At 45.7% G+C, this 25,272-nt stretch carries 26 protein-coding genes and 1 other annotated feature; of the genes, 14 read left to right on the forward strand and 12 right to left on the reverse strand.

Annotation, left to right across the window (positions count from 1 at the left end):
• Positions 1-110: 110 nt before the first annotated feature.
• From MADE_RS12350 to MADE_RS12370, 5 genes are all read right to left on the reverse strand, one after another.
• Positions 111-950 carry an alpha/beta fold hydrolase gene (locus MADE_RS12350; RefSeq protein ID WP_012518897.1) on the reverse strand — a complete coding sequence of 280 codons (840 nt, stop codon included), beginning with the start codon at positions 948-950 and terminating at the stop codon, positions 111-113.
• Positions 951-1,046: 96 nt separating this feature from the next.
• Positions 1,047-1,703 carry a Slp family lipoprotein gene (locus MADE_RS12355; protein ID WP_012518898.1) on the reverse strand — a complete coding sequence of 219 codons (657 nt, stop codon included), beginning with the start codon at positions 1,701-1,703 and terminating at the stop codon, positions 1,047-1,049.
• A gap of 385 nt (positions 1,704-2,088) precedes the next feature.
• A complete protein-coding gene (locus MADE_RS12360) occupies positions 2,089-2,382 on the reverse strand; it encodes a hypothetical protein (RefSeq protein ID WP_012518899.1) in 294 nt (97 codons plus the stop codon).
• 110 nt (positions 2,383-2,492) lie between these two features.
• Positions 2,493-3,203 (reverse strand): tRNA (adenosine(37)-N6)-threonylcarbamoyltransferase complex dimerization subunit type 1 TsaB, encoded by a 711-nt coding sequence (gene tsaB / locus MADE_RS12365; RefSeq protein ID WP_012518900.1) that lies wholly within the window; start codon positions 3,201-3,203, stop codon positions 2,493-2,495.
• A gap of 78 nt (positions 3,204-3,281) precedes the next feature.
• Positions 3,282-5,201 carry a DNA repair helicase YoaA gene (locus MADE_RS12370; RefSeq protein ID WP_012518901.1) on the reverse strand — a complete coding sequence of 640 codons (1,920 nt, stop codon included), beginning with the start codon at positions 5,199-5,201 and terminating at the stop codon, positions 3,282-3,284.
• A 410-nt stretch (positions 5,202-5,611) separates the two neighbouring features.
• Here MADE_RS12370 and MADE_RS12375 point away from each other — a divergent pair, with 410 nt between their 5' ends.
• Positions 5,612-6,277, forward strand: coding sequence for an EF-hand domain-containing protein (locus MADE_RS12375; RefSeq protein WP_012518902.1), 666 nt, complete (start codon positions 5,612-5,614; stop codon positions 6,275-6,277).
• Between the two features lie 144 nt (positions 6,278-6,421).
• Complete coding sequence (locus tag MADE_RS12380; RefSeq protein ID WP_012518903.1) at positions 6,422-7,024, forward strand: phosphatase PAP2 family protein; 603 nt, start codon at positions 6,422-6,424, stop codon at positions 7,022-7,024.
• A 114-nt stretch (positions 7,025-7,138) separates the two neighbouring features.
• Here MADE_RS12380 and MADE_RS12385 read toward each other — a convergent pair whose 3' ends face one another.
• From MADE_RS12385 to MADE_RS12400, 4 genes are all read right to left on the reverse strand, one after another.
• Positions 7,139-7,471, reverse strand: coding sequence for a hypothetical protein (locus MADE_RS12385; protein ID WP_012518904.1), 333 nt, complete (start codon positions 7,469-7,471; stop codon positions 7,139-7,141).
• A gap of 200 nt (positions 7,472-7,671) precedes the next feature.
• A complete protein-coding gene (locus MADE_RS12390; protein WP_012518905.1) occupies positions 7,672-7,890 on the reverse strand; it encodes a hypothetical protein in 219 nt (72 codons plus the stop codon).
• Positions 7,891-8,008: 118 nt separating this feature from the next.
• A complete protein-coding gene (locus tag MADE_RS12395) occupies positions 8,009-9,313 on the reverse strand; it encodes an alpha-amylase family glycosyl hydrolase (RefSeq protein ID WP_012518906.1) in 1,305 nt (434 codons plus the stop codon).
• A gap of 84 nt (positions 9,314-9,397) precedes the next feature.
• Positions 9,398-10,306 carry a sulfite exporter TauE/SafE family protein gene (locus MADE_RS12400; protein ID WP_012518907.1) on the reverse strand — a complete coding sequence of 303 codons (909 nt, stop codon included), beginning with the start codon at positions 10,304-10,306 and terminating at the stop codon, positions 9,398-9,400.
• 67 nt (positions 10,307-10,373) lie between these two features.
• Between MADE_RS12400 and MADE_RS12405 the strand changes: the two genes are divergently transcribed.
• From MADE_RS12405 to MADE_RS12415, 3 genes are all read left to right on the forward strand, one after another.
• Positions 10,374-10,940, forward strand: a complete 567-nt coding sequence (locus MADE_RS12405; protein WP_012518908.1) for a DUF2244 domain-containing protein — start codon at positions 10,374-10,376, stop codon at positions 10,938-10,940.
• A gap of 148 nt (positions 10,941-11,088) precedes the next feature.
• Complete coding sequence (locus MADE_RS12410; RefSeq protein ID WP_012518909.1) at positions 11,089-11,334, forward strand: DUF6482 family protein; 246 nt, start codon at positions 11,089-11,091, stop codon at positions 11,332-11,334.
• 164 nt (positions 11,335-11,498) lie between these two features.
• Positions 11,499-12,071, forward strand: a complete 573-nt coding sequence (locus MADE_RS12415; RefSeq protein WP_012518910.1) for a lipid-binding SYLF domain-containing protein — start codon at positions 11,499-11,501, stop codon at positions 12,069-12,071.
• Here the strand turns inward: MADE_RS12415 and MADE_RS12420 are convergent.
• Positions 12,068-13,813 carry a TonB-dependent receptor domain-containing protein gene (locus MADE_RS12420; protein ID WP_023559765.1) on the reverse strand — a complete coding sequence of 582 codons (1,746 nt, stop codon included), beginning with the start codon at positions 13,811-13,813 and terminating at the stop codon, positions 12,068-12,070. The two genes, MADE_RS12415 and MADE_RS12420, sit on opposite strands and share 4 nt — an antisense overlap.
• A gap of 170 nt (positions 13,814-13,983) precedes the next feature.
• Positions 13,984-14,229, reverse strand: a complete 246-nt coding sequence (locus tag MADE_RS12425) for a hypothetical protein (protein WP_012518912.1) — start codon at positions 14,227-14,229, stop codon at positions 13,984-13,986.
• Positions 14,230-14,461: 232 nt separating this feature from the next.
• Positions 14,462-14,579, forward strand: a sequence feature (His leader region).
• 51 nt (positions 14,580-14,630) lie between these two features.
• Here MADE_RS12425 and hisG point away from each other — a divergent pair.
• From hisG to hisIE, 8 genes are read left to right on the forward strand one after another with little or no spacing between them, the layout of a single operon-like run.
• Entirely contained in the window at positions 14,631-15,533 is a 903-nt protein-coding gene (gene hisG, locus MADE_RS12430) for an ATP phosphoribosyltransferase (protein ID WP_012518913.1), read from the forward strand.
• Positions 15,534-15,546: 13 nt separating this feature from the next.
• Positions 15,547-16,851 carry a histidinol dehydrogenase gene (gene hisD / locus MADE_RS12435; RefSeq protein WP_012518914.1) on the forward strand — a complete coding sequence of 435 codons (1,305 nt, stop codon included), beginning with the start codon at positions 15,547-15,549 and terminating at the stop codon, positions 16,849-16,851.
• Positions 16,851-17,930, forward strand: a complete 1,080-nt coding sequence (gene hisC / locus MADE_RS12440) for a histidinol-phosphate transaminase (protein ID WP_012518915.1) — start codon at positions 16,851-16,853, stop codon at positions 17,928-17,930. The genes hisD and hisC overlap by 1 nt, the downstream gene beginning before the upstream one ends.
• Complete coding sequence (gene hisB, locus MADE_RS12445; protein WP_012518916.1) at positions 17,927-18,997, forward strand: bifunctional histidinol-phosphatase/imidazoleglycerol-phosphate dehydratase HisB; 1,071 nt, start codon at positions 17,927-17,929, stop codon at positions 18,995-18,997. The genes hisC and hisB overlap by 4 nt, the downstream gene beginning before the upstream one ends.
• Complete coding sequence (gene hisH / locus MADE_RS12450) at positions 18,997-19,626, forward strand: imidazole glycerol phosphate synthase subunit HisH (RefSeq protein WP_012518917.1); 630 nt, start codon at positions 18,997-18,999, stop codon at positions 19,624-19,626. Before hisB ends, hisH begins: the two co-directional genes overlap by 1 nt.
• Entirely contained in the window at positions 19,626-20,363 is a 738-nt protein-coding gene (gene hisA / locus MADE_RS12455) for a 1-(5-phosphoribosyl)-5-[(5-phosphoribosylamino)methylideneamino]imidazole-4-carboxamide isomerase (protein ID WP_012518918.1), read from the forward strand. The genes hisH and hisA overlap by 1 nt, the downstream gene beginning before the upstream one ends.
• Positions 20,345-21,157: an imidazole glycerol phosphate synthase subunit HisF gene (gene hisF, locus MADE_RS12460; RefSeq protein WP_012518919.1), complete on the forward strand. Its 813-nt coding sequence runs from the start codon at positions 20,345-20,347 to the stop codon at positions 21,155-21,157. The genes hisA and hisF overlap by 19 nt, the downstream gene beginning before the upstream one ends.
• Positions 21,154-21,771 (forward strand): bifunctional phosphoribosyl-AMP cyclohydrolase/phosphoribosyl-ATP diphosphatase HisIE, encoded by a 618-nt coding sequence (gene hisIE / locus MADE_RS12465; protein WP_012519070.1) that lies wholly within the window; start codon positions 21,154-21,156, stop codon positions 21,769-21,771. The genes hisF and hisIE overlap by 4 nt, the downstream gene beginning before the upstream one ends.
• 104 nt (positions 21,772-21,875) lie before the next feature.
• On the opposite strand, the gene MADE_RS12470 is transcribed toward hisIE, so the two are convergent.
• Positions 21,876-22,721, reverse strand: coding sequence for a formate/nitrite transporter family protein (locus tag MADE_RS12470; RefSeq protein ID WP_012519071.1), 846 nt, complete (start codon positions 22,719-22,721; stop codon positions 21,876-21,878).
• A gap of 324 nt (positions 22,722-23,045) precedes the next feature.
• On the opposite strand from MADE_RS12470, the gene MADE_RS12475 reads away from it, so the two are divergent.
• The gene (locus MADE_RS12475) at positions 23,046-25,184 is read left to right on the forward strand and encodes a methyl-accepting chemotaxis protein (protein ID WP_012519072.1); all 2,139 of its coding nucleotides are present in this window, start codon (positions 23,046-23,048) and stop codon (positions 25,182-25,184) included.
• Positions 25,185-25,272 lie beyond the last annotated feature (88 nt).

Genomic DNA, 25,272 nt, shown 5'->3' on the forward strand with positions numbered 1-25,272 from the left:
CTACTTTATTCTTATACTATTTTATGAGCACATGGAAAGGCGCACTCATACAACTGGTCTGATAACTTGCGAATAGTATAGGATGTGTAAAAAAAAATAAACGGTACAATTTACAATTGCTCAACAAATTGACGTATTAACACCCCTATATCGTCAGTATTTTCCATGTGAATATGGTGACCGCCTACAAATTGCTCATATTGTGCATTTAAAAACCACATCTTTCGTTTAGGGAAAAGGGTTTCGAGGTTTTTAAAACTGTTAGATGCACCAATAAAAAGTATAGGGCATACAATAGCACGCATAAGCGCTTCTGCCTGCTTTTCTGTAAGTCTTAGCATCGATTTTGTGCGAAGTTTTGGGTCGCTAGACCAAAAGCAATGCCCACCCGCATCTTGGGTAAGGTTGCGGGATAAGATTGAGCGCGCGTGCGCTTCGGGAATATCTGAAATTTTACATCGGGCTTTTACGGCGTCTTCAAGTTCAACAACCCGCAACTTATTACGTGATTTTGCATGACGACTGAGTATTGCATCTCGCATTTGAGCCACAGTGGTATCTTCGTCCTCAGTTAGCGGTCCACACGCATCTATACTGATTACGGCACTAACTTTTTCAGGAAATAGAGCAGCAAACAAACTCGCTAAAATGCCGCCAAGAGAATGGCCTAATAAAATTACCTCGTCCCAACCTTGAGATTCAATTAGCGCATAGAGGTCTTGCAAATAGTCAGCTTGATTGTAGTGAGCCCCTGCAGTGCGATGACCAGAGCGACCATGCCCAGCAAGGTCGATAGCAACAAAGCGGTGAGTTTGCAGGTAAGGTGCTAACAACCTTAAGCTTTCAGCGTTATCTAAATAACCGTGCAAACCAATAACAACGCTACCGCTTCCTTGGTTATCTAATGCGGCTAAGTTAAGATTTCCAATGTTAAATTCTGTCTCAATCATAACGTTCCCTTTGGCAACTTATTGCCAGCTTTAGTCCATACCTGCCTTTAAAATAGAAAAAGGCGGCAATAATATGCCGCCTGTAAGCAATATTGTTTACTTCTGTTTGTCTTTTCGAAGCGGCTGACTCGTCGACTTAGTACTGCTTTTACTTGCACCGCTGTTGCGAGTAGGAAGTTTGGCTTTACTAGGTCCATTCTCGTAGCGAATTACCCGTGTACGATTAAAGTGAGGGTACATCCACGGCCCGTTAAACCGATAGAAAGGCGAATACCAGCCCGTATGGTAGTTAAAGAAATAAGTGTTTACATCGTAAACTTGCTGCTTTCTCCACATGTGGTAATCGTCGGCGATAATCGTCGGATAAATATAAGGTTGTTCGCCCACCATACCCGCTGTTGGCGCCGTTATAGTACCGAGGAACGTTGCCGAACGGCCTTCTTCAAAGACAATAGGATCGACAAAGCCGTCAATTTGAACCTTAAAGCGTCCAGAGGTCTCGCCATTTGTTCCCGGCTTACCGTAGTGATTTAGCGGAAAATGAGCAAGTTCGATAAGCGTTTGGTTCGGCTTGTTCTCAACCCCCACAATTAAACCGCCCCAGCGCGCTTTTTGGCCTTGAGCACTGGCGCCTGATGTGACAGCTTTGGAATAGCTCACTAATTGTGTGCCTTCTGGTACATCAATACTATCAGGTACAATGGTACAGCCTGCGAATAAAAAGACTGCTAGTAAAACAAAATAACGAGACATTAAAGCGCTCCTCTGAACCCTAGAAAAATGCTGCATTTATATGGCAATCAGCCAAAACATACCATGGGTATAACGATAAAGACCAACGTAATTTCTTTAATAAACTTACACGCACTTTGTCGTATCTCTTTAAGCTGAAAAGAAAAAACAGACTTTAGTAACCTAAACATTAGCACTTATACGAAACGACAACCACTGTCGTTCAAGTACAATGTGTACATAAATTGGCGTAGTTACCTTTAGAGATATCTTAAGTGAGTTTGTTCAATAAAAGCGCCGGGGTTTAACGGATTGTTAGAATTTTCGAAGAGATTAAGTGTAGTTGCCTAACCAAACGTGAAGATACAGGTTACCGAACGTTCGCCAGACTTTTATTTAGCAATGGCTAAGCGTAGATATCTACCCCGAACATAGACTGAATAGACTCGCGCTGCTGTTGCTTTTCAAAACTGGTGTAAGAAGCTATAGCATTTTGCGAATAGGTATTGCCCTCTTCGCGAATAAATTGTTGGTAAGCCTGAGCGTTATTTGTACCTTTTTCATCAGGCGCGACAACAATCGCCCTAGCAGACGCTTCATTTTGCCCTTTACTTTGTTGTTCAGGGTCTTTGTTAATTTTAGCAACACGGCCTTGCGATGGCTCGGAAGACGGTAACGCGAAATTATTATTAATAATCATACAATTTCAGTGAGGCAAAAATCGTACCACTGGTTTTTTATACGAATCTGGCCATGGGCGGGCTGGAGGCTAGGCTATCGCCCGCCGTTTCCACCACGCCCGCTGTCATTTTACTCTCTGCCCGGCAGCTTTTTCCACGTAACTTTATCACGCAAGTAAACGGGCTCTACATTGACGGCTTCAGATACATTGCCATTCTCACTTGCTGTCACCGCTAACGTAAGCATGTACTGCGCGTTTGGTAGCGTCACTTCTTGCGACATTGCTACAGCGCTATTCGAACGCCATTCGGTAAGCTTATCGTATGCTGCCCACCCGGTACCGGCTGTAATGACGCTAACGCCGTGCCCAAGTGAATTAAGTTGTTCAATAGCCACCGCTGGAGGACACACCTGCTCATCAAGACGCAGAGTTACCCCCTTGTCTGTTTGCGAATAAACGGCGAAATACACTTCGTCCATACGGGCGTCAGAGGCCACAGCGATTAGCGCATCTTTGTCCATGCTTTTCGTCGCAGCTTCACAAGCCATGGCTTCTAGCGTACTAACGCCAGCAACCTTTAGACCTGTACCTAAAGCTAAACCTTGAATCATGCCTGTCGCAATGCGAACACCGGTAAAACTGCCGGGACCTCGTCCAAAAGCCAGCAACTCTATGTCGCTCAGGCCGACATTAGCTTCTTTCAACACGTCATCGACCATAGGAAGTAAACGTTGGCTATGTTGCTGTGGGCATATTTCAAAACGGGTAATTACACGCTCGTTATATTGCAGCGCAACCGAACACGCTTCGGTTGCAGTGTCTATCGCTAAAATATTCATGTATTTCTCTTGTGTTGTATAACCTAAGTTCAAGCATTGTGTTTCAACACACGTAACACTCAAGCCTAGGGCTTTAACTTAGGCTTCATCAATGCCGGCTAAAAATTTTTCTACTTCGTCTAAACTTCTGGTGCGCTTCATGTCAGGCAGACTGCCAACAAAGGTTTTCGCGTAGGGCTTGGTAACCAAACGGTTATCACAAATAACCAGTACGCCCTTATCTGACGGGTCTCGAATTAAGCGCCCTGCTCCCTGCTTTAGCGTAATAACAGCCTGAGGGATCTGTATAACACCAAACGGGTTTGCGCCACGCTTTTTAACGTCTTCCATACGGGCCTGAAGCAGCGGGTCGTCCGGTGATGCAAAGGGCAATTTATCAATCATGACACAAACAAGGTCATTACCGCGTACGTCTACCCCTTCCCAGAATGCCCCCGTGCCCATTAACACCGCTTTTTCATCAGCAAGATAGGCATCCAACAGTGCTTGTTTTGTTGTAGTACCTTGTACTAGCAGCGGGTTGTCTACCTCATCCTCCAGCTTTTGTGCAATTTCTCTAAGCATCGCATGGCTGGTAAACAGTAAGAAGCAGCGACCACGACTTGCTTTAATCAACCGCTTGGCCGTTTCGAGAAGCGTTTCCCGCATGGCATAACTATTGGGCTCTGGTAAATAACGAGGCACACAAAGCATGGCTTGTTCGGGGTAGTTAAATGGGCTGTCTAACCCTAAGGTTTCAGCATCCTCTAACCCCATTCGACGCTGGAAGTGATCAAATCCACCATTGACCATTAGCGTTGCCGAGGTAAAAATCCACCCGCGAGGGGGAGATGACACAAACCGTCTAAATTTGGCCGCTATCGACAATGGCGTGAGGTGCATGATCAAATGACGTTGCGTAGTTTCATACCATAAGCTGACATTTTCTTGCTTATTGTCACTGAGCGCGTCTAGCTGCTCTCTTGCAGCCACAACCCGTTCATACATATTGTCTAAATCTTTATCGCGCCCGATATGCAGCTTACACACCTCGTGCAGCACGCCAAGGGCTTCAGCAAGTTTACCTACCTGCATACGCACATCATCTCGGTCTAATGCCTCTGCCCAGTTGCCGCGCTCTGCGGTATCGGGAAACAGCAACCGTAAGTCAGAAGCAATCATTCTGCACTTGTCGGCGGCTTTATCTAGTTGACCCGCATCTTTCAATACGGTCCTAAACAACAAGGTGATGTCTTTCGCGATATCGTGAATTTGCCGTGTTGAAAGCGATTCACCAAAATAGTCGCTGGCAATATCTGGAATTTGGTGCGCTTCATCAAAGATGATGGCATCGGCCTCGGGAATAAGTTCTCCAAAACCGGTATCTTTTAGCGCCATATCGGCAAAGAAAAGGTGGTGGTTAACCACGATAATGTCGGCATCCAGCGCCTTTCTGCGCGCTTTAACCAAATAGCAGTCTTCGTAGTCAGGGCAGTCCCGGCCTAAACAATTATCCACGGTAGACGTCACTAACGGCAGTACTCGGGCATCTTCTGGCAGCGTTTTTAACTCGCCCATATCCCCGGTCTTCGTGGTGCTCGACCAACGCTTAACTTCTGAAAGCTGCCCCAACACGTCTTTTTCAACCAGCGTAGAATTGCCGCCGTGCTGCGCAAGCCGGTGAAGACAAAGGTAATTGGCGCGGCCTTTTAACAGTGCGGTTTTACGCTTACTGCCAAGCGCTTTTTTAACGAGGGGGAGATCGCGATGAAAGAGCTGTTCTTGAAGGTTTTTCGTGCCGGTCGAGACAATCGCTTTGCCATCGCTCAATAAAGCAGGCGCCAAATACGCAAACGTCTTTCCCGTACCTGTACCTGCTTCAACAATTAAACTGCCCGTGGTTTCAATGGCATGCTTAACGGCTTTAGCCATTTCAGTTTGTGCTTCGCGAGGCACAAAGCCTTTAATAGCACTGGCAAGAAGGCCATCTGAAGAAAATACATTGTTTATTGTGGGCATGGTTTAAGCGCTGTCATTACTTTTCTATTCTAAGCCGCGCATTATGCCAAAAAGCCTATTGAATGCCCATTAAAGGTTTTCACTTTACATTGAGGTGGTCTGCTTAACCGCGCATTTTCTAAAACGCGAAAAAACACACGCGCTTAACAGGTTCGTTGGGCCTCATCAGCAAAAAAGCATTCAGCTTTCGATAAGCGTTAGCGTTTGATTTTTTGTTAACAACTACCGGGTAACTTTTTCACAACATGCTATAGAACTCACAAAGTTGTTTCTTCACACTCCACCACAAAAAACCGCTAAGCAATTGTTATACATTGAATTAGTGCACATGGTACGCGCCGTGAATAGCCTATTATGAACGCTTTCCTCCGTTTTAACGCAGTATGGAGGCCACAAACAAGGAGTAAGATATGAAAAAGTTAACGATTGCTACATTGATAACTACAGCCCTTTCTGCTGGCGCTTTTGCGGGTGAAGAACTTGATAAAATAGACACAACATTTGCAGATTTAGATAATGACGATAATGGGTACATCTCTCGCGAAGAGGCTGACGACGATGAAATATCTGATCATTTCGCAAAAATAGACGCTAACTCAGACATGCAGCTTTCTGTAAAAGAATTCAACACCCATGTTAAGAAGCATCCGCAGCATTTCGACGATGAAGTTGTTGCTTCTGCACAGTCAATGAAAGCGAGTATGAGAAGCCAAGGTACGATGGAAACCGATGTTAACGTTGACACAGATGTAGATGAAGTGGTTGCTGCCACGAAAGACAAGAGACTCACGCATGAGCTTCGCGCTAAGAGTGAATTAAAAGCGAATGGCGAACTGATGGAGAAAAACGTTGACGTTGCCGCTGACAATGCAGTGACTGCCGACAAAACAGTAATTGCCGTAAATCAATTCGAAATGATGGATGCAAACAGTGACGGTGAACTGACGAAAGCGGAAGCATCTCGTAGTGGTGTAACGCGCAACTTCGACAAGATTGATGCGAATGACGATGAGCTCATCACCCGTACTGAATACTCTCAATACCAAGCTGAGACGAAGGATAGTTCAGATGAGTAGTTAAAAAGAGCAATGAGTTGTTGGAATAGGCCGCCACTGCGGCTTATTCCGCATCCATAAACTATTACTTGTCATTTCAATATTCACCGATTCGAACTACAGAAGTTTATAACGACTTCGACACAAAACGTTTAAGGAATATATATGTTAGCGTCCACAGGAATGAAAAGTTGGCTTGCTTATAAGACGTTGAGAAAGCTAAATACACGAAGCGTCTCGTCTCCCTCAAGCCAAGATAGTCTCATTGCTTCAAGCACATTGAGTAAAGTGACAACGCCACCGTCAGTAGCAGCCGCAACAGGCGCGGCTTATACGCTATCAAAACTAACGAACACGCCGAAACTTCAGCGTTTTTTGTTGAAATCCACCCTGTCAGCTTCAGCCGCAGGGCTGTTAAACGCAGGCCTTAAAAGGCTAATTGGCCGAAAGCGCCCACGCGCTGATTCAGGGACGGAATTCAAAGGCCCAGCGCTAAAAGATAAATTTAACGCGATGCCCTCAGGCCATGCCTCTGCCGTAGCGGCGGTAGCAGGCAGTATACCTCGCTCGTCAGGCCCATTGCTATTGGCGTCAGCCGCAGGCTTAGCTGCCACCGCGGTAATAGGAAAGTCGAGGACTAAACGAGACGCGCACCATTTGTCAGATGTTTTAGTCGGGAGCTGCTTGGGCTTTGGTGTAGCCTATGCCGTTTCCAAGTTGGAAAAGCCTGTGGAAAACGAGGTTAAGCGGCTTACTGAAACACATTAACAATGGGTTTCATCGCTAGCGCTGTATTCATGTATTGGTTTATTACTGTGCCCTATCTATTGGTGGGGCAATGCTACGCGAACCAGATTACATGCGCCTTATCGAGCAAAATGCTTAGCGTTCAAAAAACTCATCAACTAAATCCGCCAGTGCTTCTTCTAACGACTCTTCAAAGGTCTCTTTATCAATATCAAACCGTGCAAGGTATTTTTCAGCATTTTCTTGAGACACCATCGTGTTTTTCATCTGGTATTCAAGCTCGGGTAATGACTTATCGTACCGGGGTTTAATAGTCCAGCGTAAACAGTGGCCATGATGGGCTTTGAGTTTTTGCTTAGCAAAGACACAAAACTCTTCTACATAGTCGGCACCTTGTGGGCCAAGACAACCCGGCTCAATACGATACATAACCAGTAATTTTTTATAAAGCGGAAGCCGATTTTCCATTTTATCTCTGCATAAATTAAAGGCTTAAGTATCGGAAATATTTGCTGAATTTGCCACCTTTTAGTATCTGACGTTAACATTTCTTTACCTATCGGCCGAAGGCTTTAGCTTCTTTCTGATACAAAAAAAGAAAGAAGCCCAAGGAAAATGCGCGTGATTGTATAAAGGAAAGCGAGGAAGCGTAGCGCGTAGGTTCCGCGCTAAGACTCAGGGGTTGCTTCGATGACATCGACAATTTCGCTATTTCCGCTTAATCGTGCGAGATCAATTAAATAGCCCTTCTCTAGTTTGTCCAAAGACTTGCCGTTAAGCCTTGCCTTTACTTCAGCCACATCGCCATTGGCTATTGAGGTTTTTAGCGCGGCAAAATTACCTAATGAGCGGTCTGTTTCATGTTCATCCGTTGTGTTAGCTGCCATGGTTTCTCCTTAAATAGAACTTGTTAAATGAAGCAAGATTGTATTGCTTTGTTTTTTGTAGTTCTGTTTGGCGCTTCTCGATCAAACTTCCGTTCGCCCTGTGGTGAAGTCGACTTGCTTAGGCGACCCAAATGTCAAACTGCCAAGGCCCTAATTCAAGTGTTGTTTGCGACGAAAACTTGCACGTAGCGCTGCCTTTCCAATAACAATATTCGCCTTCAAACAATGGCTCTTCGAAGGTGACATTGACCGCCTCTTGTGAAAAATTAATAATAACGAACACTTTTTCATGCTCGTTATGGCGCACGAAGCTGAACACCTTATCCATTTTGGAGTTAGGAACTTGGGTCATTCTTGCACCAAATTCTCCGTTTCCTAATACACTTTTAGATTTTTTGAGCGCGACTAATTCGCGGTACAAGTCGCCAGTTTCATGGTCTTGCCATTCGATGGGGTCGCGCTCAAAAAAGGCGAGCCGTTTGTTTTCTCCCGCTTCTTGGCCATTGTGGATTAGGGGCATGCCCTCTCCTATGACTGAAAGCGCGATACAGGCATCTAATGCTTCACCAAACTGTTCGTGCTGTGTACCGTCCCACGCATTCTTGTCGTGATTACTTACGAAAGTCATTCTGTAGGCTGATTGAGGCCAGCTGCGCTCGTTCCAAGAGTAGTACTTGCGCAACCTGTCTAGAGAGCATCGGCCATGGGCAAGTTCATGCAAGGTTTCATTCCAGCTCCATGCGTAGGTCATATTGAAGGCATGCTCGTGAAGGTCGCGGTTTTCCCATTCTGCAAGCATAAACACCGGTCTAATTGCATTTAAAGTAGATACGGCCTGTTGCCAAAAGTCATTAGGCACATAACCCGCTACATCACATCGAAAGCCATCAATATCAAACTTTTCTACCCAATAACACAAGGCATTGATCATGTATTTGCGCAAACCGATTTGTTCAAAGTCGAACTCGATGATATCACTCCAGTCCCACCAGGGTGACGGGCGAAAGTCGCCCTTATAATCTTTGGCATACCACTCGGGATGCTCTGACGCTAATGGGTTGTCCCACGCACTGTGATTTGGCACCCAATCAATAATCACTTTTAGCGATAAGCGGTGCGCTTCATCCACTAACGCGCGAAAATCCTGTTCACTGCCAAATTCAGGGTTAATACCTAGGTAATCTTTCACCGCATACGGGCTGCCAAGCTCACCTTTTCGATTTTGCTCACCGATTGGATGAATGGGCATTAACCAAACAATATCTGCACCGAGAGACTTAATATGCGCTAACCCTTTCCTCACCCCCTCGAAGTTTCCTTCTTTTGAAAACTGCCGGGTGTTCACTTGATAAATCACGGCGTGGGATGACCACTCAGGCTGCATGACTTTGTAGCGCTGCTGGGGTTGAGGATTGATGTCCATACTATCTTTCCTTCTATATATTAATTAGCTCTTTTTAACGCCTTGCCTACCGAGAAATCATCTTCAGATAAAGGCAACGCTCGCTTAAAAGATAGGTAAACTGGTTATACCTAACATTAGTACCCATATACCGAAAAAAAGTTTTAGGCGCTGTACAGAAAATGCTAACACCACATATTTAGCAATCATGCCGCCAACAATAGCGCCCGCACCGGCAAATAACACCACCTGCCACACAATGGACTCGCCAATGAACGCGTGGTAAGGCAGCGCACTCCATACCGTGAACGCTGACAAGATGACCGCGATAGCAATGGACATAGTTACGTTAAAGCCCCGAATAATGAGGTATACCGCAACTAACTCACCCACGCCAACAGAAAGCCACGCGGTAATAACGCCACCTAAAAACCCAATAAACGGCAACCCTAGCAGGTCTTTACTTTGCAGATCTTTTTCAAAGTGCGTGCGTTTCATTAACGGAACCGAGGCAAATATGGCCAAGGCTAACACAATAGAAAAGCTGCCAAACGCAATGTGAAGGTTATTTGCGCCTCCCCATAAGTGCTCAAGTAGCAGGTTACTTTGGGAGGAATATTGCGCAAACCCTACTCCACATATAGAAGTGGGGATAGTAAGCATAAGTGCGCTTGGTAATGCCTTCCAATAATTGTCATGGCTATGTTGCTTTTTGTAATAGTGGGCCCACGTCAATGCGCCTGCTGTCATGCCGCAGCATTGAATAGCAAAACTGGTGGCAACCACGCTTTGGGGCGAAAAGGACAAATAATTAAAAAAGGGGACAAACACCACGCCGCCGCCCGCTCCTGTGGCGTTGGCAAATATGGCCCCTATCACACCTAACCCGCTAAAAAGTCCAAATTCTTTTATAAGCTGGAACGGCGTGGGCTGAGACAGTAATAAGCCTAACCATACGCACAAAAGTAAAGCCACTATAAACTTAACTGCATTTTGTTTTTTAAAAGAGATCACACTTTTCCTACGAATCATCATCACACATTGACAATTTTTGAATGCTTAACACTCGACAACGTCTAGCATGTGTACAAAATTCGAACTATTGTTAAAAATCTGCGTAAAAGCTTTTGCTTACTCGCTTAACCTACACAACATTTCGAAAAACATGGTTGAAGTATCTACATTTGAGCAACAGGTGCAACTGCATCTTTCGCCGAATCGCTCAGCAACATGGCAACAAACCAAATACCTTATAGCGGTATTTGCACTCTTTATCAGCACTATCGCTATTGCATGGGCAATTGTTGGTGCTTGGGTCATATTGCCTTTTGCAGGTGCAGAGGTCGGTCTTCTGGCTTTCATCATGTACATGGTGTCGAAAGCCACCTACCAATGGCAAACTCTATTAATATCCCAACAAAGTATCACCGTGTACTGCTCAAACGGAGTGCAGTTGTGCTTTCCTCGTTACGATACCTCGCTATATTTTTTTGAAGACCTTAGCAAGAAGCGTTTGCCGCGCTTAGTGCTACAAAGTCATCTTCAGCAGTTTGAAGTGGGCGCATTTTTAAATTCAAGTGACAAGAAGCAGGTGCACGAACGTTTAAAACAAGCGGGCGTGTTAATATGTACAAACAAGTGGTGGTAAACACCGGCTCATTTATTCTCACCTTATGTGTAATTTATTAATTTACGCGCCCATGTATGACACAAAATTAATGATCAATACGTCGGATTTCGACTAATTAGATATAGAGCGCACGCAACGTTAGCAGCGACACTAAGAGGGCAACCCCATGAATTTATACATCGAGTCATTAGAAGGTGGTAATTATCTTGCTTCAACGGGAATGGGCGCTACGCGAACATTAGTCCGAGATAAAAAATCTCAACCCAAAACCTTTCACTGCCTCAACGAAATTAGAGAGCATTTTTATTCGAAGTCGTTTGAACACGTTTGGCTACGTCAAAGTACGCCCTATGAAGAGATGGTTGGACAGACCGATCATCCGGGAGCATTAGAGCTTGAAATTGAGCGGTAACTTTATTTAGTTGTCCGCGGGTAATAATTTAAATACACGACTTAGCATACTTTTTGCGTAATAAGCATGTAATTAAAAAAACATCGGGGTTTTATTGAATTTTAAACGGTGAAAGCGGTCTTTCATCATAGAATAGGAAACACCGGCATGCTTAGGAGAATTGCATGAAAATAAGTAAGTTAGCTATTAAATCAGTATTTTTAGCCGCGGTATTAGCGCTAACCGCATGCGCGTCAATGGGAGATGGTACTGTCGCTGAAAAGCAACAAGCTATTCTCGATATGCAGGAGAATGCCTTAGCTCGCCTTTACACTGAAAAACCTGATACTCGCTCTCAAATAAGAGATGCGGCGGGTTACGCCGTGTTTACCAATGCTAATATTAACGTCTTTTTCGTGGCGGCAGGCACGGGGTACGGCGTAGTAAACAACAATGTAACTGGCGAAAAAACCTATATGAACATGGCTGAAGGTGGTGTTGGACTTGGTTTAGGCGCAAAAGACTACCGTGTTGTCATGGTGTTCCATACGCAAAAAGCAATGAAGTATTTCATTGAAAATGGCTGGACCGTAGGCGGTAATGCAGACGTTGCTGCAAAAGCGGGGAATAAAGGGGCCTCTGCTGAAGGTGAAGGGTATTTAGGAAACGTAACTGTTTATACCATGACCGAAAGCGGCCTAACGCTTCAGGCTACGGTAAAGGGTACCAAGTTTTGGGTTGATAAGACGCTAAATTAGGCTGCAGTGAACGCGCCCGCAACATTTGCGCTTATGATTTTCGCAATGGGCCTGGTCAGCGCAAGTAACTTTATATTCCTTGTGAGTTTCGTGTTATAGCCAATATCGAATACACCTACACCCGGAGAAAGTATAGAGCGTGATGATACAGACGTAAGGGCAGTTTCTTCGCCCCTCACTGTCCAACGCGACCAAATTTCTCCCGTTTCAGAAAGTCGGTAAGTGGTATTAAGGGTAAATAAATGTTTAGGTTGCTGAACTAACGGCAGGCCCTCGTTAGCCCCCGTTTTTTGCTCTGAGCGAGTGTAACTGTAGGCGCCGTTAAACGACCAGTTTCCTATATTGTATCTGGCAGCAAGCTCTGCACCGTAAGACTCAACCTCATCTATGTTAATGTTGTAGCGGTCAGTGTCATCTAAGCAAACGTCCAATTCGCATGTAGCTATCGCAATCTTATCGTCAAAGTCGTTGTGAAACGCGGTGATACTATATTCAAAACCATCGTCACCTGAGAAGTAGAGTGCAATTTCTTTGTTCACCGTGGTTTCCGGCGATAAAGCTGGATTGCCGTAAATGTTCCCGCCCCGGCTTTCTTGTACCCATCCTTCAGCCATTTCACGCAACTCAGGCGTGCGATAGCCCGTTGATACTCCGCCTTTTAACACCCAATTATCGTTAATATTGTAAACCGCATAAGCACGGGGACTTACCTGAGAGCTAAATTGCTCGTTATCATCAAGTCGAAGCCCGAGAGTAAACGCAAGTTTATCCGTAAGTCGCCATTCATCTTCGCCGTACACCGACCACTGGCTGTTTTCAATATTTGTTGCATCGCCACTGTTTGTATCGAAGTCATCGAGCGACTCTTCTAAAAACTCAGCGCCAAGGGTAACCATATGGCTTTCATTGAGTATTAAAGACCATTGGGTGTTCGCAACAAGGTTATCGATAGTGATATTCCGCCCTACATTCTCAACCGATTCTTGCTGCACATAACTTCGAGAGGTCAAGTCTTTATACTTACCTTCGTGGGTCAACGCATAGGAATGACGCTCGCTCTCTGTTTCTGACAACGAGTTGCGCTCTGGTAGCGATTTACCCGGTGTTGAGGTACGCGTCTGGTCTTGAAGAATATATTCAAAAGTCAGGGTGTCTGTGGTGTTTGGGGTTAAGTGAAACGCGGTTCGCATATTGCGCAATTCTTTTTCTGCATAACCGCGCTCAATATCATCTTCTTCACGCTTTTGGTACAAACCACTGGCAGTAATGCTCAATAGGTTTTCAATTAACGGGCCCGAAAACGCAAGTTGAATTTGGCTATCGGCGCCACTATCGGAGTTTTCTTGAATTTTGATTTCAGCGCGTAAATTGCCACTCCATTTCCTGTAGTTTTTACGCGTAATAATATTAATTACGCCGCCCATGGCATCTGAACCATAAAGGGTAGACATAGGGCCACGCACAATTTCAATTCGCTCAATACTATCAAGAGGCGGTAACCAGTCTTGTTCATATCCCCCACTACCATTTGGCTGTGACTCTCGCCCGGTCTGCTTTTTGCCGTCTACCAAAATAGTGGTGTACTGAGCGGGTAGACCGCGAACACTGATGTCTTGTCGGTAGCCACCGCCTGTCACCGTAACGCCCGGTACATCGCGAAGCGCGTCGGTAATATCTTTGTACGCGCGCTGCGCTAGTTGTTTTCTAACAATCACACTCACCGACGCAGGTGCTTGAGACAAGAGTTGCTCGAAGCCCGAAGCAGTGACGGTGATATTTTCAATCTTATCTTGACCCGTAGCTTGCGCTAATGCCTAACTCGCCTTGAGCATCTAACATAATGCTGTATATAAATAGGCAGCGATAAAAAGTCCGCCCGCACCCTTAAGGCCCGTGGTAAGGAAGGAGCAAACTAAACATCTACATCGATGTGTTTAAGAAACCCCTTATCGTTGTCTTGGTCTTTGTTTTTTTCTTTCGTGTTGTTATTCGTGCTTTCTACAATCTCAGTTCGCTTTATATCTGGCAACTGATCATGGTCGTCTTCAGACACATGCTCTGTTTTTTTTGTCTTTTGCACTTTTTTCACGCGCTCATCGACTTCCACCGGTACTTTCGTATTGCGAGGTAAAATAGGAAACAGTAAGTCATTACTCATGCACCCTCCTAAAGATAGTAGTTTGCTCTATTAATTTTATCGGCCTTTTTGTGCCGGTCTTTACAGATCAAAACGAGTTCATAACGAATAGTTTTATTATATATATATTAATTTAGAGTTAATGTACCAAAAGAGTTCATTTTTGCCTTGCAAATCCATGTCCAAACCGCTAATGTTTCAGCCGTTCGAAATTAGGATTTAAATTTTTCAAAATGATTAACTGCGCGGCGAAACACCACCATCACCACAAAGCATAACCTTTCAGGTTCGTGCTGGAAGGTCTATGTATCCTTCCGGTGGCGCAGATAGCAAAATTCTCGACCCTCGGAAGGAAACTTCCGGGGGTTTTTCGTTTTAGGCGCAATCAAAAAGTCAAAACACAACGTGTAAGGAACGTTTCAATGAGTAACAGCAACAGACTTCGAATTGCCGTACAGAAATCAGGCCGCTTAAGCGATGACAGCATCGCGCTATTAAAAGCTATCGGCATCAAACTGAACATTCGCGATCGCCTGCTGATTGCGCATTCGACGAACCAGCCTATCGACTTACTGCGCGTACGTGATGATGACATTCCCGGCCTTGTTATGGACGGCGTGGTAGACTTAGGTTTCATTGGCGAAAATGAGCTTGAAGAAAAAATGCTAGAGCGTAAAGCGGCAGGCAAGCCTTTTGAGTATGAAGTATTGCGCCGCCTAGACTACGGCGGCTGTCGCTTATCAATCGCCGTACCTAACGAGATGGACTACGACGGCATCCAGTCGCTAGAAGGTAAAAAAGTAGCAACTACCTACCCATACCTGCTTGAGCGCTACTTTAAAGAACAGGGCATTAATGCGAAAGCTGTGATGCTGCAAGGTTCTGTAGAAGTCGCCCCCCGCGCTGGCGTGGCTGACGCTATCTGTGATCTTGTATCTACAGGCGCTACCCTTGAAGCAAATGGCCTTGTAGAAAAAGACGTTATTTTCCGCAGTAAAGCAGTGTTAATAAAGCGTGCGGATGGCGAGCTAAGCGATGAAAAAGAAACGCTGGTTAACCGCCTTATGCCGCGTGTTGACGGCGTACTTTTAGCAAAAGAAAGCAAGTACATTATGCTTCACGCCCCTAAAGCTTACTTAGAGCAAGTGAAGAGCCTTCTTCCGGGTGCTGAAAATCCGACGGTGCTTCCTCTTGCTGGTAATGAAGAGCAAGTTGCTATCCACGTTGTTTCTACAGAAACCTTATTCTGGGAAACCATGGAAAAGCTTAAAGCCCTAGGTTGTAGCTCTATTCTTGTAATGCCAATCGAAAAAATGATGGGCTAAAAGGCAGGCAATTATGATTACTTGGTCATCTCTTTCAGTAAATGAGAAAAAACAGGCGTTAGCACGCCCGGCTATGGCCAATAGCCAACAGTTAAAGCAAACGGTGGGCGAGATCATCGCCCGCGTAGAGGCAGAAGGCGATACAGCAGTACTCGACTACACCCGTAGATTCGACTGCCCTGACTTAACTAACCTTGTACTTTCACAAGAGAGCATCGATATTCTGGCAGCGAAAGTCACGCCAGAGGTTGCAAGTGCTATCGATACCGCGTTTGATAACATTAAGACCTTTCACGAAGCGCAAAAGCCCAGTGACATAGCGCTTACCACAACGCCGGGTGTGAAGTGCGAGCTACGCTTTACCGCGCTTGATACGGTAGGCCTTTATATTCCAGGAGGCAGCGCACCGCTTCCATCAACGGTACTAATGTTAGGCGTGCCTGCATTGGTTGCGGGTTGCGAAAACAAACTGCTGTGTACGCCCCCAAATAAAGCGCAGCTAATTGCTCCTGAAATTGCTTATGCAGCAAGAAAGTGCGGTATCGACAAGATATACTTATGCGGTGGTGCGCAGGCAGTAGCCGCTATGGCACTAGGCACTGATACTATCCCGCAGGTGGATAAAATTTTTGGCCCCGGCAACAGCTTTGTGACCGAAGCCAAGCAACAGGTAAGCCAGCGGGCTGATGGCGCGGCCATTGATATGCCAGCAGGCCCATCAGAGGTGTTGGTACTTGCAGATGAATTCGCAAACCCTGAATTCGTGGCAGCAGACCTGCTTTCTCAAGCCGAACACGGCCCAGATTCCCAGGCTATTTTAGTTTCGAACAGTGCGACGCTGATTGAAGAAGCAAAAGCCGCGGTTGAGCGTCAATTAGCCACGCTATCTCGTGCTGAAATTGCTCGCCCTGCTATGGAAAATGCCCGCTATATTTTGGCTGATAGTATCGAGCAAGCCATTGAAGCTAGCAATGCATACGCGGCTGAACACTTGATTGTACAAATTGAAAATGCCCGTGACTATTTGCCGAAAATTAAATACGCAGGCTCTATTTTCTTAGGCCCATGGTCGCCGGAATCTGCCGGTGATTACGCGTCAGGTACTAACCACGTGCTGCCCACTTACGGGTATGCAAAAAATTACTCTAGCCTTGGGCTCTTAGACTTTATGCGTCGCTATACCATTCAAGAGCTAAGTGAAGACGGCATGCGCAATTTAGGCCCAGCTATTATGGCCTTAGCTGCAGCAGAAGGATTAGACGCCCACGAACAGGCTGTTGCCCTTCGTATGCAGGCACTTAAGCAAGGAGACGCCTAATGTCGGCGCTTATCGATAATTTAATAAACGACAACCTAGTACCGCTTAAGCCATATGAATCAGCGCGTCGTTTGTTTTCAGGCGGTCAAGACTGGCTTAATGCTAACGAGTCACCCTATGCGAACGAATACAGCGTGGACAGTAGCAATTTTAATCGCTACCCGTCTTGTCAGCCTGAAGCGGTTGTGAGTGGTTACGCAGATTATGCAGGCCTTGATAAGTCTCAGTTAATTGTGACACGAGGCGCTGATGAAGGTATTGAATTGCTTATCCGTACTTTCTGCACGCCCGGCAAAGACAACATTCTTATTTGCCCCCCTACCTACGGCATGTACGCCATTAGCGCAGAAACCTGCGATGTAGGTATAAAGAAAGTACCGCTTAACGATGATTTCAGCCTAAATGTGAATGCGGTTTGCGCTGAAGATGACGTAAACGTTATTTTCATTTGCGCGCCGAATAACCCAACTGGGACTCCGGTAGCCCGCGAAGACATCAAAACCGTGCTCAGTCATTTTGCTGATAAAGCCCTTGTGGTAGTAGATGAAGCTTACATTGAATTTGATGCTGAAAATACATGGGCAAATGAGATTAACAATTACCCGAATTTAGTGGTGCTTCGTACTTTGTCAAAGGCCTTTGCGCTAGCCGGCCTTCGCTGTGGTTTCACCCTTGCCCAGGCACCAATAATTCAGGCGCTACTAAAAGTCATTGCCCCCTACCCGATTCCAGAGCCAGTTGCACAAATAGCAGCGAAAGCGCTATCGGCTGAATCACTGACGTTATTAGAACTTCAGGTCGCTACGCTTAACCGCGAAAAAGAAACGCTAGCCGAAGCGCTTCAAGCGCTAGACGGTATAGAGCTGGTAGGAGATAGAAAGGCGAATTTTGTTTTATTCCGCTATGAAAAAGCACCGGCTTTAATGCAGTATTTAGTAAGTCAGGGCATGCTTATTCGCGATCAGTCTAAACAGCTTAATTTACACAACTGTTTACGGGTTAGCATTGGTACTGAAGAGCAGAATCAACGCTTAATACAGTTAATTAACGAATTTAAAAATAATGAGGACGCGGCATGAGTCAGCAAGCCATTTTATTTATCGACCGCGACGGAACACTTGTTGAAGAGCCGCCAATTGATAAGCAGTTAGACAGCTTAGAAAAACTGGTTTTTGAGCCTAACGTTATTCCCGTGTTGCTAAAGCTTAAAGCCAGCGACTTCAAGCTGGTAATGGTGAGTAACCAAGACGGCTTAGGCACAGACAGCTTTCCGCAGGAAGACTTCGATAAGCCACACAATGCCATGATGGCTATCTTTGAAAGCCAAGGTGTAACCTTTGACGACGTACTTATTTGCCCACACTTTGATGAAGACAACTGTACGTGTCGCAAGCCAAAGCTGGGCTTGGTGCAAGAGTACTTGCAGAAAGGTAAAGTCGACTTTACCCGTTCATTTGTAATTGGCGACAGAATTACCGACGTTCAGCTTGCTGAAAACATGGGCATTCGCAGCTTTCAATACAATCGCGAAAGTTTAAACTGGAATGATATTCAGAAAAGCCTGTTAGCATCGTCACGCATTGCCGAGGTCGTGCGCACGACCTCTGAGACCGACATTAAAGTGCGTGTTGATTTAGACTCGCAAGCCAAGTCGACCATTCAAACTGGCATGGGCTTTTTTGATCACATGCTAGATCAGATTGCTACCCACGGCGGGTTTGAACTTAACCTAACCACAAACGGCGATTTACACATTGACGACCACCACAGTGTGGAAGACACCGCCCTAGCATTAGGTGAAGCGCTTAAAAAAGCACTAGGCGACAAGCGCGGTATTGGCCGCTTTGGTTTTGCCCTGCCGATGGATGAGTGCCGTGCTGAATGTATCATGGATATTTCAAACCGCCCTCACCTTAAATTCGACGCTGAATTCAGTCGTGATCAAGTGGGTGAAATGGCTACTGAAATGGTGCCACACTTTTTCTATTCACTGGCGCAAAGTATGGGGCTATCGCTTCACCTTTCCACTAGCGAAGGGAACGCTCACCACCAAGTAGAAAGCTTGTTTAAAGTATTTGGGCGCGCGCTTCGTCAGGCGATTACTCGCCAAGGTGATGCGCTACCAAGCAGTAAAGGAGCCCTGTAATGTCAGTGGTAAACACCAGCCAGCGACAAAAAATAGTAATTGTAAATACTGGCTGCGCGAACATCTCATCGGTACGCTTTGCCCTTGAACGTTTAGGCGTTGAAGTTGATGTATCAGATGATGTGAAGGTCATTAAAAGCGCAGACAAAGTGTTCTTACCTGGCGTAGGCACTGCGGCTGCGGCTATGGCTAGCATTAAGCAAAAAGCCTTGGCTGATACACTACAGACGCTAACTCAGCCCGTGCTAGGTGTATGCTTAGGCATGCAGCTAATGGTAGAAACCAGTGCTGAAGGTGGTTTTCAAGGAACAGGCAACATCGACTGTTTGAACCTTATGCCAGGTCATGTGGCGCGCATGGAGTCAAAAGGTGTTCGCTTGCCTCATATGGGTTGGAACACAGTCGCTCATAAAGAAGAAAGTTTATTTAAGGGCATCCCACAAGATACCTACTTTTATTTTGTACATAGCTTTGCTGTGCCGGAGTACGAGCATACGCTAGCTAGCTGCACCTATGGCAAAACGTTTTCTGCGGCGATTAATAAAAACAACTTTTACGGGGTGCAATTCCACCCAGAACGCTCTGGCGAAGCCGGAGCCCAACTACTGACTAATTTTGTGAATCTATAATGATTATTCCAGCGATAGATCTTATTGACGGACACGTAGTACGCTTATATCAAGGTGACTACGAGCAAAAAACCCAATACGAACTGGACCCTGTAGAAGTGGTTCACGACTATGCCGACCAAGGCGCAACCTGGCTACACATTGTTGACCTTACTGGCGCTAAAGACACCAGCAAACGTCAGCTAGAGTTGATTAAATCCATGGTGGATACCAAGCGCATGCAGTTTCAAGCCGGCGGCGGTATTCGCAGTGAAGAAGAAGTTGCGCAGCTGCTTGAAACCGGTGTGAGCCGCGTAGTAATTGGCTCGCTAGCGGTAAAACAGCCAGAACTTGTAAAGTCTTGGGTAGAGAAATATGGCCCTGAGCGCATTGTGCTGGCCCTTGATATCAATATTAACGAAAGCGGTGAAAAGCTTATTGCGACGCACGGCTGGCAGGAAAACTCAGGCGTAGCCCTTGAAGGCTTGCTTGAAGACTTCGCTACAGTGGGCGCAAAGCATGTGCTATGTACTGACATTAGCCGCGACGGTACGCTACAAGGCGCGAACACAGAGTTATACCAAGAGATGGCGGCACGTTTTCCTAATGTAAGCTGGCAAGCTTCTGGTGGTATTGGCAGCATTAACGACATCGAAGCACTTAAGCCCACTAACGTTGGTGGCGTAATTTTAGGTCGCGCCTTACTTGAAGGTAAGTTTACCGTGAAGGAGGCTATCGCATGCTGGCAAAGCGCATAATTCCCTGTTTAGATGTACGCGACGGTAAAGTCGTTAAAGGCGTTCAATTTAGAAACCATGAAATTATTGGTGACATCGTGCCTCTTGCCGAGCAATACGCGAAAGCGGGGGCCGACGAGTTGGTATTTTACGATATCACTGCAAGCTCTGACGCCCGCGTGGTAGACAAAAGCTGGGTGAGCCGTATTGCACAGGTCATTGATATACCGTTTTGCGTAGCGGGCGGTATTAAGAGCATTGAAGACGCTGGGCGCATTTTGGAAATGGGCGCAGATAAAATCTCGATTAACTCCCCTGCCCTTAATAACCCCGAGCTTATTAATCAGCTTCATGATGTGTACGGTCAGCAGTGCGTAGTAATTGGTATCGATAGCTTCTACAACGAAGCGACTGATCAATACGAAGTGTACAAATTTACCGGTGATGAGGCCCGCACACAGAAAAGCCAGTGGCAAACCATCGACTGGATAAAAGAAGTGCAGTCACGGGGCGCAGGTGAAATTGTGCTTAACTGCATGAATCAAGATGGCGTGCGCAAAGGCTATGACGTAAAGCAGCTGAAAGCCGTGCGTGACGTATGTGAAGTACCGCTAATCGCCTCGGGCGGCGCTGGCGAAATCGCCCATTTTACTGATGTGTTTCAGCAAGCCGATGTAGATGGGGCGCTAGCCGCTTCAGTATTTCACAAAGGCATCATCAACATTGATGAGCTAAAAGCAGAATTAACCAGCAATGGCGTTGCCATGCGTAAGCGTCACGGTTTAACGGCGCAAGCGGAAGGAGTAAACCCGTGATCATTACTAATGAGAACAGCAATAAATTAGCGTGGGACAAAATGGATAACCTGCTACCTGCTATTGTGCAAGATGCACTATCTGGCAAGGTATTGATGCAAGGTTACATGGACCAAGACGCGCTGACCAAAACCTTTGAAACTGGCAAAGTGACGTTTTTCAGCCGCTCGAAGCAGCGCCTTTGGACCAAGGGTGAAACATCAGGTAACACGCTAGATTTAGTAAGCGTAGCCTGCGATTGTGACCAAGACTCACTATTAGTCCTTGCCACCCCCAACGGCCCTACTTGCCACACCGGTGCAGAAAGCTGTTGGTTTGACGGTAATACACCTGCATTTACTTTCCTTGCAGACCTAGAACGTGTATTGGCGGCTCGTAAAGATGCTGACCCGAAAAGCAGCTACACCGCTAGCCTTTACAATAAGGGCATTAAGCGCATAGCGCAAAAAGTGGGTGAAGAAGGCGTAGAAACCGCACTTGCGGCTACAGTTCACGACAAAGAAGAGCTTAAAAACGAAGTCGCTGACTTGTTGTACCACTTAACCGTATTGCTTCAAGCCAGCGATATGTCGCTAAACGATGCACTTAATGTGTTGCGCGAGCGTCATAAATAAATCGCTAAATGAGTAAGCCGTGTTAGAAAATGCCCTTATTGCTTCTTTGTGTAAGGGCATTTTTCATTTACTGCTCTGTTTTATCGTTCTACTTACCGCTCTATTTACCGTTCTATCTCTCGCACAACTTGCCCATAGGCTAATAACGCGAATAACCCTGTTCCGCCTACAATATTACCCATCAAGGTTGCACCAATTAAAGCGACAGTTTCAGCAACACTAATATGCCCTTGAAGCACGAGTAAAAAGAGCTCTGTTGAACCGGCAATTACGTGGGTAAAATTACCGATGGCGATAAGGTATGTGAAAATGACAATCATCAACACTTGAGAATGTTTCACCGATGGCTTCATCCACACAATAGCGGCAATAATAAAACCTGAGGTTATGCCATAAGAAAACGCTTCTGAAACGCTGAATTCGGCGTAGTGTTGAGAAATGGCCGTCATTCCTTCCACCAGCTCGGGAGGTACAGCTTGCAAAGTATAACTGAATACCGCAGCCAAAAATGTACCTACCATGTTAGCGGCAAACACAATCAGCCATAATCTTGCTATACAAAACGACATATTCACGGAAGGCTTGCTAAGAAGCGGTAAGATGACCGATAAGGTATTTTCAGTAAATAGCTGAAGCCGCCCCACTATTACTAAAACGAAACCTACGGTATAGCCCAAATTTTCTATTACGAACTGGTATTGGGAGTCTTTAAATAAGTGATGCAAGATCCCTTCAGCTAAAATGGAAAGCGATATGCCGATACCTGCCGCTACGCCTGACCACCATAAAGACATCATGGGTCGCTGAAGCTCTTCTAATCCCTCGCGATGCACAATGGCATAAAGAGAAACTGAATTTAAGCTTTGGTTGTCCCTTACATCTTGTTCTTCGGTATGGCTCAATGCCACGTCCTTTTCTCTTTTTTTTGATTGCTGCGATTTTTCAGCCATCAATGCCTCCAGCATAGTCCAGTAGGCTCACGCCCTACATTAAATCAGTATAAACTGGTACGTGTGGCGCCCTACATTTCGGTCACATTCACCTGCATTGCCTTTGCGTATTAAAATCAATACCAAGGTACAAGACACGAAACCTTAAATTAAAAAACAATGCGTTTTTGCTCGTGTATCATCCGCGGTCGTAATTATCAGGATTTGTTTTTTACTTATCCGATTACAACTTTGGTAAACATCGAACGCTTTACCATTTTAAGTATTAGCGGTAAGCGCACTTTCTTACATCACTTGTCCACTCACAAACCACGTTGTTTCTGTATGAAAAAAAGCCACTCACTATCTTCTAAGCTTATGTCTGTTGTCGGCATGCTTTTTGTTTTAATCGCTCTGGTATTCATTGGTGTCAGCTATGCTTTGCTTGACCGCACAGAAAGCGAAATAGGACAGCATGTTAATACCGAAGTCGTCAGTCAAATACAGAAAACAGTATCTGCAAAAGCGTCTCAATATGCGGCGCAAACGGAAGCCTTAATAAACAGTGCCCATTTTCTACCTTACACGTTGGCGAGCCAGTTAAGCGCGAGTATTGAAGCGAGCGACGATCTATCGCTAAGTCGCGAACAAACGCAACGTCTAGTGAAAAGTGTGTTGAATACCGGCACAACGTCTAGCATGTACGCTCAGTTCGAAACTAACTTATTTGATGGAAACGCTGAAGCCAACAAAACCGGTAAGATACATTCAACGCCCGGGACAGGAAGCTTTGAAGTTTATTTTATTCGCGGTAATAACGGCTTGGCGGAGCAGATCCCGATTACTGACCCAGAGTTAAAACACGACACAAGGTTAGATGAGTTTGGGTTTCGAGCAGCAGAATGGTATTTGTGCAATAAGGAAACCCGTAAGCCGTGCGTATCTAACCCCTATCAATACGAAATTCGCGAGGGCTATACGGAATTAATGACCAGCTTGACCGTACCGGTTATAGCCAATAATCAATTTCGTGGCGTGCTAGGTACTGACCTTAACCTGCCAATTATTCAAAAGCGTGCAGAAAACCTTAAAGCGTCGCTTTACAACGGTAATGCAGAAGTTTATGTAATAAGCCAAAATGGCTTAGTGGTTGCCGCTACTAACGCGACAAGCAAACTCGCTCGTCCTTTTTCCGAGGTATTTGCTGACAAAGCCAAATCTGAAACATTGCTAAGTGCCAATAAACAAGCAGGGCTTCTTGAAAACGACGGGATGCTCTATGTATCAGAAGATATTGATTTAGACTTAGCTGGTGTGAAGTGGAAAATGATTGTCGGTGTCAGTAAAGCCCATGCCATGGCCCCTGTCACATCTCTTGAAACCATGATTTCGACTGCCGTGACTTCGCTATTAACGACTCAATTTATTGTTGCTGTGGTGTGCACGGTAATTGCGCTTGTTTTGGTCTTTTTATTTACGAAAAGTATTATTCAACCTGTGCGACAGGTGGCAGCGCGAATGGAAGAACTCGCTGGCCAAGGTGGTGACCTTACTCAAGATATTCACGTTCATTCTCACGCAGAGCTCATTCAACTAAGCGAAGCGTTTAATCACTTCAAAGAAAGCGTGCGTGAAATGTTAGATCAAGCCAAGCAATCGTGTTCACACGTCATTGAGCAAAGCGGAGAAACACAGGCGCACACGCAGAGCACTAATGAACTAATACAAGTTCAACAAGCGGAAATAGACAGCGTGGTGACCGCCATAACGGAAATGTCGCAAACTGCACAGGAAGTGGCAAGGACGGCTGCAGATGCGGCCAATAATGCAGACAACGCTACCGATTCGGTAAAACAGACAGAAACGGAAATCTCTGAAGCAACACGCTCGGTGGTTGACCTATCGCAAGAAATGCAAAACGCGTCAACAGCAGTGCAAGCCGTTTCTCAGCGTAGTGCAGATATTAAAAAGATACTCGACGTTATTGGTGCTATTGCGGATCAAACCAACCTATTGGCACTCAACGCGGCCATTGAGGCGGCTCGGGCAGGAGACAACGGTCGCGGGTTTAGCGTGGTTGCTGACGAAGTACGCTCTCTCGCCTCTAAAACGGCAGAGTCTGTAGAGGAAATTGGCAATGTAATAACGGCCCTTCAAGGCGAAGTTGACCATACGGTAGAGACTATCTACTCAGGTAGCCAAAAAGCCAATGATGCATCTCATCGCTCGCAGTCTGCACTCGATAAAATGCAAACTACCGTACTTCAAATCGGTGAAATTAGCGAACGCATGACACAAATGGCTGCAGCTGCAGAAGAGCAAAGCCAGGTTAGCGAGGAGTTAAACAGAAACATGGTGGTGATTGGTAACGCCACGTCTGAAGTTGCAACCAACTCAGAAGCATCAGCGGCTAGCTCAAAGGCTATAAACAACGCAGTCAGTAAATTAGCAGCGCTTCTTGCAAAACTCAAAACGCATCAATAGCACACAACATTGCTACTACGGCCCGTATGAACACTTTTCATACGGGCCTTTTTATTAATAGCAGCCTTGTTTTAGTCAGTTCAGTTGG

The sequence above is a fragment of the Alteromonas mediterranea DE genome (assembly GCF_000020585.3).
GTDB classification, from domain to species: domain Bacteria; phylum Pseudomonadota; class Gammaproteobacteria; order Enterobacterales; family Alteromonadaceae; genus Alteromonas; species Alteromonas mediterranea.

Coding starts and splice junctions, on each gene's coding strand:
- MADE_RS12350 (WP_012518897.1), bottom strand. CDS start 950: ATGATTGAGACAGAATTTAACATTGGAAATCTTAACTTAGCCGCATTA.
- MADE_RS12355 (WP_012518898.1), bottom strand. CDS start 1,703: ATGTCTCGTTATTTTGTTTTACTAGCAGTCTTTTTATTCGCAGGCTGT.
- MADE_RS12360 (WP_012518899.1), bottom strand. CDS start 2,382: ATGATTATTAATAATAATTTCGCGTTACCGTCTTCCGAGCCATCGCAA.
- tsaB (WP_012518900.1), bottom strand. CDS start 3,203: ATGAATATTTTAGCGATAGACACTGCAACCGAAGCGTGTTCGGTTGCG.
- MADE_RS12370 (WP_012518901.1), bottom strand. CDS start 5,201: ATGCCCACAATAAACAATGTATTTTCTTCAGATGGCCTTCTTGCCAGT.
- MADE_RS12375 (WP_012518902.1), top strand. CDS start 5,612: ATGAAAAAGTTAACGATTGCTACATTGATAACTACAGCCCTTTCTGCT.
- MADE_RS12380 (WP_012518903.1), top strand. CDS start 6,422: ATGTTAGCGTCCACAGGAATGAAAAGTTGGCTTGCTTATAAGACGTTG.
- MADE_RS12385 (WP_012518904.1), bottom strand. CDS start 7,471: ATGGAAAATCGGCTTCCGCTTTATAAAAAATTACTGGTTATGTATCGT.
- MADE_RS12390 (WP_012518905.1), bottom strand. CDS start 7,890: ATGGCAGCTAACACAACGGATGAACATGAAACAGACCGCTCATTAGGT.
- MADE_RS12395 (WP_012518906.1), bottom strand. CDS start 9,313: ATGGACATCAATCCTCAACCCCAGCAGCGCTACAAAGTCATGCAGCCT.
- MADE_RS12405 (WP_012518908.1), top strand. CDS start 10,374: ATGTGTACAAAATTCGAACTATTGTTAAAAATCTGCGTAAAAGCTTTT.
- MADE_RS12410 (WP_012518909.1), top strand. CDS start 11,089: ATGAATTTATACATCGAGTCATTAGAAGGTGGTAATTATCTTGCTTCA.
- MADE_RS12415 (WP_012518910.1), top strand. CDS start 11,499: ATGAAAATAAGTAAGTTAGCTATTAAATCAGTATTTTTAGCCGCGGTA.
- MADE_RS12425 (WP_012518912.1), bottom strand. CDS start 14,229: ATGAGTAATGACTTACTGTTTCCTATTTTACCTCGCAATACGAAAGTA.
- hisG (WP_012518913.1), top strand. CDS start 14,631: ATGAGTAACAGCAACAGACTTCGAATTGCCGTACAGAAATCAGGCCGC.
- hisD (WP_012518914.1), top strand. CDS start 15,547: ATGATTACTTGGTCATCTCTTTCAGTAAATGAGAAAAAACAGGCGTTA.
- hisC (WP_012518915.1), top strand. CDS start 16,851: ATGTCGGCGCTTATCGATAATTTAATAAACGACAACCTAGTACCGCTT.
- hisB (WP_012518916.1), top strand. CDS start 17,927: ATGAGTCAGCAAGCCATTTTATTTATCGACCGCGACGGAACACTTGTT.
- hisH (WP_012518917.1), top strand. CDS start 18,997: ATGTCAGTGGTAAACACCAGCCAGCGACAAAAAATAGTAATTGTAAAT.
- hisA (WP_012518918.1), top strand. CDS start 19,626: ATGATTATTCCAGCGATAGATCTTATTGACGGACACGTAGTACGCTTA.
- hisF (WP_012518919.1), top strand. CDS start 20,345: ATGCTGGCAAAGCGCATAATTCCCTGTTTAGATGTACGCGACGGTAAA.
- MADE_RS12470 (WP_012519071.1), bottom strand. CDS start 22,721: ATGGCTGAAAAATCGCAGCAATCAAAAAAAAGAGAAAAGGACGTGGCA.
- MADE_RS12475 (WP_012519072.1), top strand. CDS start 23,046: ATGAAAAAAAGCCACTCACTATCTTCTAAGCTTATGTCTGTTGTCGGC.